Source organism: Chamaesiphon sp. VAR_69_metabat_338, assembly GCF_031423935.1.
Taxonomy (GTDB): domain Bacteria; phylum Cyanobacteriota; class Cyanobacteriia; order Cyanobacteriales; family Chamaesiphonaceae; genus Chamaesiphon.
Genome location: NZ_JANPGM010000432.1, coordinates 1 through 7114, shown reverse-complemented (window position 1 = coordinate 7114; position 7114 = coordinate 1). Strand labels below are relative to the sequence as shown.

Annotated in this window: 9 protein-coding genes; 3 read left to right on the top strand and 6 right to left on the bottom strand. The window is 46.7% G+C overall.

Annotated elements, in window-relative coordinates; all coding sequences use genetic code 11:
• The 4 genes from xth to RMO84_RS11955 form a co-directional block, all read right to left on the bottom strand.
• Positions 1–607 (bottom strand): exodeoxyribonuclease III (xth, locus tag RMO84_RS11970; RefSeq protein WP_310488686.1); only part of this gene is annotated, 607 nt, incomplete at its 3' end.
• 77 nt (positions 608–684) lie between these two features.
• A complete protein-coding gene (locus RMO84_RS11965; protein ID WP_310488685.1) occupies positions 685–1029 on the bottom strand; it encodes a DUF952 domain-containing protein in 345 nt (114 codons plus the stop codon).
• Positions 1030–1053: 24 nt separating this feature from the next.
• Positions 1054–1284: a (2Fe-2S) ferredoxin domain-containing protein gene (locus RMO84_RS11960; RefSeq protein ID WP_310488684.1), complete on the bottom strand. Its 231-nt coding sequence runs from the start codon at positions 1282–1284 to the stop codon at positions 1054–1056.
• 265 nt (positions 1285–1549) lie between these two features.
• Positions 1550–3061 (bottom strand): response regulator, encoded by a 1512-nt coding sequence (locus RMO84_RS11955; RefSeq protein ID WP_310488683.1) that lies wholly within the window; start codon positions 3059–3061, stop codon positions 1550–1552.
• Positions 3062–3462: 401 nt separating this feature from the next.
• On the opposite strand from RMO84_RS11955, the gene RMO84_RS11950 reads away from it, so the two are divergent.
• Positions 3463–4188 (top strand): DUF1995 family protein, encoded by a 726-nt coding sequence (locus tag RMO84_RS11950; RefSeq protein WP_310488682.1) that lies wholly within the window; start codon positions 3463–3465, stop codon positions 4186–4188.
• Between the two features lie 97 nt (positions 4189–4285).
• On the opposite strand, the gene RMO84_RS11945 is transcribed toward RMO84_RS11950, so the two are convergent.
• A complete protein-coding gene (locus tag RMO84_RS11945) occupies positions 4286–4675 on the bottom strand; it encodes an alr0857 family protein (RefSeq protein WP_310488681.1) in 390 nt (129 codons plus the stop codon).
• 103 nt (positions 4676–4778) lie between these two features.
• Between RMO84_RS11945 and RMO84_RS11940 the strand changes: the two genes are divergently transcribed.
• Positions 4779–4940, top strand: a complete 162-nt coding sequence (locus tag RMO84_RS11940) for a hypothetical protein (RefSeq protein ID WP_310488680.1) — start codon at positions 4779–4781, stop codon at positions 4938–4940.
• Positions 4941–5488: 548 nt separating this feature from the next.
• Here RMO84_RS11940 and RMO84_RS11935 read toward each other — a convergent pair.
• Positions 5489–5650, bottom strand: a complete 162-nt coding sequence (locus RMO84_RS11935) for a hypothetical protein (protein ID WP_310488679.1) — start codon at positions 5648–5650, stop codon at positions 5489–5491.
• Here RMO84_RS11935 and RMO84_RS11930 point away from each other — a divergent pair.
• A complete protein-coding gene (locus tag RMO84_RS11930) occupies positions 5649–6710 on the top strand; it encodes a DUF3102 domain-containing protein (RefSeq protein ID WP_310488678.1) in 1062 nt (353 codons plus the stop codon). The genes RMO84_RS11935 and RMO84_RS11930 overlap by 2 nt on opposite strands.
• Positions 6711–7114: the final 404 nt, after the last annotated feature.

Below are 7114 nucleotides of genomic sequence, written 5' to 3'. Positions count from 1 at the left end.
TAGATGTAAATTTCCGAAAGCTATCTTGGAAACCTAAATCGATCGTCGATTTGCGTAAAAGTTCGCGTTCGGTAGCTGTCGCCATCACTCGATCTAACGCTACAGTTTTGCTGTGAATATCGAGATCGTCCAAGGCAATATTAAAGTCCCCACACACGCAAATTGACTGCTGAACCGCCGTCATTGTGGTTTTTAAATACAAACCTAATAATTCCAACCACCGTAGCTTGTAGGCGTATTTATCGCTGTCGATCGCGTTCCCATTCGGCACATAGAGATTGACAATCCGCACGCCATCGAGAGTACCCGCAATTACCCGTTTTTGCTCGTCTAGATCGCCAACTAACTCTGGTGCTAAAACACCGCCAAAACCGCGACTGACATCCGTCAATGGCTGCTTGCTAAATATCGCCACCCCGTTATAAGATTTCTGTCCAGAAATATAGACATGATAACCACCAGCCGCGATCGCATCGATCGGAAATTGCTCGTCGGTAGCTTTACTTTCTTGGATGCACAGAACATCGACCGGATTTTCTTGCAACCAGCTAGTAACAATCCCCAGCCGCGTCCGAATCGAGTTAACATTCCAAGTTGCAATTTTCATTCTAGGGGATAGGGAATAGGGGATAGGGAATAGGGAATAGGGAATAGGGAGTAGATAGTCTTTACAACGATCGACTATCAATTCTCTAACTCTTTTGGCATTACAAATAAACCATCTGTGCCGGTTTCCAGATCGACGGCTTTGACAACGGCATCGATGTTTAACTCGCCGTAGATATGTGGAAATAAATTACGAGGATCTGTGCCTTCATCGCGAATTTCTGCGGTGACTCGATCGCGATCGATGACCACAATGACTACATCCTCAAGACCTGCAAAAAAGCGATTTGCAGAGCCAACAACTTGCGCGAGGGTAGAACAGTGAATGAATCCCTCTGTTGCGAGCGTATCGCTGCGATAAGTCCCCAAATTCTTAGCTTTTGTCCAGCGATCGGCAAGAGTGATATGCAGAATGGTATTCATAACGATGTTTAGAATGATGCTAATTTACGTCGCTGTCAAAATTGTTGTTAGATCTTGCGGACGAACGCGATAATACCATATTCTTGCTGGTAAAACTAATACCATCGGCCCATTGCCACAGTTACCCAAGCAACCGCAACCTTCTACCGCGATTTCTGGCGGACTCATTGTGCGAGCAGCAGCTAAGACAGCGGCAGCACCTTGCTTCTTACAAGTCCGATTTTGACAAATCAGGATGCAAATTGGTTCGCTCATATAAGCAGCTCGACATAAATATTTAGCATGTACATAATGCCGGAACTTTAGATATTTATGGATATCTCCATCCGCAGATTTTAGATTCGATCGTACCTAAATACCAAGCAAGACAAATCTTCACCAACCATATCGATCGTAAATGATTCATAAGATTCATTATCCTTTGGTGCGTTGCGATTTCCTTCGGTGCGTTACGCTTGCGCGATGACACACCCTACTATTCCCAACTACTAATTATCAATTATCAATTATCAACTATCAACTATTTCAACCATTGCCGAATAGTTTGATTGAGTTGCTTGAGCTTGACTGGTTTAGTGAGATAGTCATTGGCACCGGCTTGCAAGCATTTATCACGATCGCCTTCCATTACCAGCGCGGTGAGTGCCACGATGGGGATGTTCGCAATTTGGGGCTGTTGGCGAATCTGGGAGATCGCTTCGAGTCCATCCATTCCGGGCATTTGAATATCCATCAAGATCAGCGCGGGATGGTGTTGCTGGGCGAGTTGGATGGCAGATAGTCCATCTTGAGCGACAATCGGACGATAGCCTTTGACAGTGAGATAGCTAGCGATCGTATTAATATTGAGTTCGTTATCTTCGACAATTAGGATCAGTGGTGGTTCGGGCATTTCTTCGACGATCGTACCCGACACAGTACCGAGATAGTCGAGCTTCTGTAAAGGATCGTGGGGGGAGTCAAGTCGATCCCAATTTTGCTCGGCAACCAGGCAAGTATGGGGTAATAACACTTCAGTATAATTGCCCTGACCGATGATACTCCGAGAAGTGAGGGTACCGCCATGCAGTTCGACGATCGGATTGACTAGCATTAAGCCCAAACCGACATGATGGCTGTCATTGGTGTAGCCTTTCATCGGCGAGATCGATCGATCCAATTCATCGTCGGCGGTCGTCGTCAGAATCTGTTTGCTAGTATCGATCGCCGCAAACCGGATCGACGAATTGGCATCCACTGTCGTCCCAACTTGCTCCCGCGTCACGGTTAATTTTACCGTACCGCCAATCTGTGTAGCATCGATCGCCCGATCGAGTAAATTAATCAATACTTGACGCATCCGCTGGAGATCGACACAGATCGCGCCAGCATTGGCGGGGATATTTGTCTCTAATTGAATCTGTTTTTGGATTGCGTGGTGTTTGACAAATTTAGCACTAAATTGACACAGGTCGGCAACTGCAACTTGCGTTTTTTCTAGTTCTAGTTTGCCCCCTTGAATTTGAAATAGATCGGTCATGTTATTGACCAATGCGAGTAGATACCCACCGCTCCGATCGATCGTCGTAACTGCATTGAGTTGTCTTTCGTTCATGACCCCAAAGACTTCTTCTAATAATGCCTCTGACATCCCCAAGATACCATTGAGCGGATTGCGAAATTCATGGCTGAGTGTGGCGATGAATTCATCTGTAAAGTAGTTGGTTGGAATCAATCCGGCATGTGCCGCGTCCGGCGGAATCGCGGCGAGGAGTTGGGGATAACGTTGTTCGAGTTCGAGAACTTTGGCCGGATCGCCCGATCGCCTGTAGCAATCTCGGGCATCTTGTAAATAAACTGCGGCGATTTTTGATTTGCCCCAGGCGGCATAAAATTGACTGGCACGTTCGTTTGCTAGTGCTTCTGCGACTAAAGATCGATCTGTTTGAGCGGCGAGGATCGAGTCTTCCAATCGCTCGATTTCGATTGCATATTCTGCCAAAGTTTTTGCTTGAGCTGCTTCGACAAATTCATACTCATCTCGATCGTTCATGTGCTCAAATTCAAGTTGATATTTTGACCGATCGCTAGTTTTTTGTAAGTTAAACTTAGGATCCTGCCGACCCTAATTATATTACATAGCATGAGGAAATTCGCTCGATCGGGATTTCGTCTGGTTGGCTTTCCCGTTGCTACTACAAGATCGCGGCTGGTAGCGGTAAATTTAGCATCGATCTAGCTACGATCGATTTGAGGCGCGGTCGGTGCCGCAAGCGATCTATGAATATAATCTCTACACATTTAGTATACCCAGATTGTCGCTCGATCGATAACGCGGCACCTCAATTTTGAGTTACATTTAGTAATAGGGGAAAAATCCAAAATCGCCTATTGTTGTGCCGAGGCCCGATCGAGCTGTAACCTAGTAGAGATAGCGTCAGTTCCCACAGTTTCATGTCACAATTACCAACTACCCTCGAAGAATCGATCGCGTTAGCTCAAACTGCGACCCTGGCAGCGATCGCGGCTGGACATCAACGGATTACCGTCGAGATTGTCATCCCCGAACTCAAGTCGATGGGGTTGGCACGGCAATTTATCGAGTCGTTTAGCGATCGCGGGAATGCGCTCAAGGTATTATTCCCCGATACAGGTGCGGCAGCTTTAGCCAAACGAGATTGGCAGGATCGGAATTTTAAGATTGACGATTTAGGTAGTAGTCGATCGCCAGTCGAGGATAAAATTCAAGCTGAAGACCAATTATTTATCGCGATCGAGCCATCGGCGGTGGAAGTCGCTCAAGTCGAAAAATTGTGTAATGCTGCTGGAGACCGTCCAGTCATCTTATTTTTACCCAAGCTCGAAGATGCGGCGATCGTCGGTATCGGTTATGCAGCCAGACAACTGCGCGACAGATTTTTGACCACACTCACCTGTGCTTACTATATTAAGCCGCTCGAAACAGCAGCCATCTACCGCTGCTATCCAGGTCAATGGCAAGTGTGGCTGGAAGGGGATAATGACTATACCCTCATCTCGGAATCGCCCGCCAAACCTGTCGGGGACGAATTAGACGCGCTGCTGGTGGCACCGACAGCACCAGGAGATAATGCGCCTGCGGCTAAGTCACCTGGCATATTTGCTAGTTTGGGTCGCTTTTTACGGACCTTGAGTCGATGATTTGTAGTATTGCTGCGAGATATTTGTAGCGGTGAGTACAGCTACCCGATGTCTGTCAGAAATCGGGTATCGCGCCAGCGGCAACTACTCATCCCCTTCAATCAGCAATATAGGTTGGCACTTGTGGCTGACTACTTTCCCACAGGCGGTACACAGCAGATTCGGCGAGATCGCCCAATTCAGCAGCTAAGATGCCCTCGCATACATCGGTGTTTTTGGCAAGCCACACGCCAGCAATATTCACTTCATAAAAATCTCGATCGACATAGCAAAACGAAATGGGATTGGGGAGACAAGTCATCTGCGATCGATCGAGACTAGCTCTCACTGCGGCAGTGGGCACCAAAAACGAAGCATTACCGGATTGAACGTATAGTGGTTCGCTAATCCGTAAAGCTAGAATAGTGCGCTGCATGACCCATTGTTCCAAGGATGCGTCGATCTGTTCTAAACGCAAGCCAAATTCGCTATAGGTTAACTTCAACATATTCATTCCTCAACTGTCTGCTCGTGCTGTTGTCGCTTCCGGTCGGAAGATCGAATCCGATATCTCTATTAAATGCCAAGCTTGACTGAGTTCGTACCTGAGAATGACTGACTTATGCAGATCTTGGCGATCGAAGAACTTCGATCGAGATGTAGGTGCCTCATCCAGTTGTCTTACTAGTGCTCGCACCGATCGATGGGCAATGCCGGTAGAACAGCCAGAACTAGCCCGACGAATCGATCGATCGCCCCGGCATCGCTGGTAGTTTATCTAAAGAGTCTTGGATCGATCGGGGCATAAAGTGATTCCTAGCGATCGGATCGTATCGCACCAAGCGCGGGATTCAGATCGACGAGCGAGTGCAACAGGGCTTCCCAAGCATCCACTTAGTTACAAATCACACTTTAAGATCGCAATATTATCTGTAGGTGAGGTCTAAATTAGCGGTGTAATCTTGTTGAGATCTCTTTTGACGTTCTCATGATAATCTTGGTATATTTTTTTAAATATTCCCTTGCGTATTCAGCATATTCACTGATTGAATCGAGCAAGAATTATCGTCATAAAAATTACATAATTCTACCGCGATCGGCTAGCTCGATCGGCCTAAAAACCTTGATATGAGCGGTATTTCGATCGGACGATCGAAATAGAACTAGTTGATAAGAATATAGCTATACCTGGATTAGATCGAAGTTATTAGTAATTAGCGTCGGTTGTAATTTTAGCAAAATAAGTTAAAGTGTACGTAAGTAGTTCTCTACTTGCAGCCGATAGCAAAGTATCCATACTGACTTTACTACTCAATTGTGCTCAGCGATCTACATGTCTAATTTCGGACATTTTGGGATACGGATTGACGATCGAACGGGCTGAGATGCCGATCGCTTTTAGGAGATCGGCTGGAAGTCTGAAGCCAATGTGAGCGTTGGATACTGGCTCTTCTGTAAGTATTATCTTGAGGTCATTTGCCATGCGGCACGTCAATCAAAATACACACCAGAATGCTGAGTTTGAATACGAAGCCTTGAAAACCGAGCAACGGACTTCAATTGAGAAGTTGACGCTAGAGATTAAAGACAGTATTCACCACACAGTAGCCACCATGTGGCAAATCGGTAAAAATCTCGTTGAAGTGCGCAGGCAACTTGGCATGCGCCAGTTTACTCAGTGGTTGAAGACTGAGTTTGACTGGAGCCGCCGCACTGCTTACAATTTCATGAATGTTTATGAGGCTGTGCCAGATTCAATCCGTGCAAACTTTGCACGGATCGATATTTCGATCTCGGCTCTCTATCTCCTGGCGGCACCTTCAACTCAATCGGAGATCCGCTGTGATTTTTTCGATCGAGCGGTGGCGGGCGAGCGGATTATTTACAGCGTAGTTCAAAGAGCTATTTGCGAAGCCAAGAGCAACAGCAGGGACATCGAACGATCGCGCTGTTCCGAGGAGCTAAATGCTGCGACAGATTTTGGCGAACAGACTTTACTCGCCAAGCAGCAACGAGCCGATGCTGAAACCAACACGAGCGAAAATTCAGATCTGAGGATTTCGCTCGTTCAGCCGGCAAATGTTCAGAGTGGATCGGACGATGCGATCGATATCGATGCTGAAATTGAGACTGAGGAGCCTTCATTTATCAGTCCAGCGTGGAACTCGATCCAAAAGGAGTTTTCGTTATTCTGGGGCGATACGATGTCGCCGCGCTTTCAAGATCGATTGCCCGATAATGCTTTTGTGTTAGCAATTCCTTCGATTCAATGGCATCATGATTGGCTGGCAAATGACGATCGGGGTTGTATTGCGATTCCGCGATCGCAGCTAGAGTATCAGTTAGTCGAGCAGTTCCTATCCGCACTTGCAGAAAACGATCGAGCGTTGATTTTACCTTGGATACCAAGCTGGAAAACAATTGAGTTAGCTTTAGATCTGGATCTCAGAATTTATGCTGGCGACCCAGATCTCGTTCGCTGCGAGCAAATGGTGATTAATTTAGGTTTCGATCCACAGCAAGTCGATCGCATCCGGTGGTAATCGATTTAGACCTGAGCTAATCGATCGACCTGCGGTTGTTAATTTAGTTCTCAGTCTATGCGTGCAAACTTTGCACGCATATTTTTTATCTGACGATCGGTATTGGCGATATCTGGCGATCGTAGCCAGAGGAGCGGTTGAGCGGCTAATCGATCGACCTGCGGTTGCTAATTTAGTTCTCAGTCTATGCGTGCAAAATTTGCACGCATATTTTTTATCTGATTGTCGGTGTTGATGGGGTCTGGCAATCTCAGACGAAGGAGCGATCGAGCGGCTAATCGATCGCTCTGCCGTTGTTAATTTATTTCTCAGGCTATGCGTGCAAATTTTGCACGCATGTTTTCTGTCTGAAGTTCGGTGTTGGCGGGATCTCGCGATAGCAGATATAGGATCGGTCGAGCTGT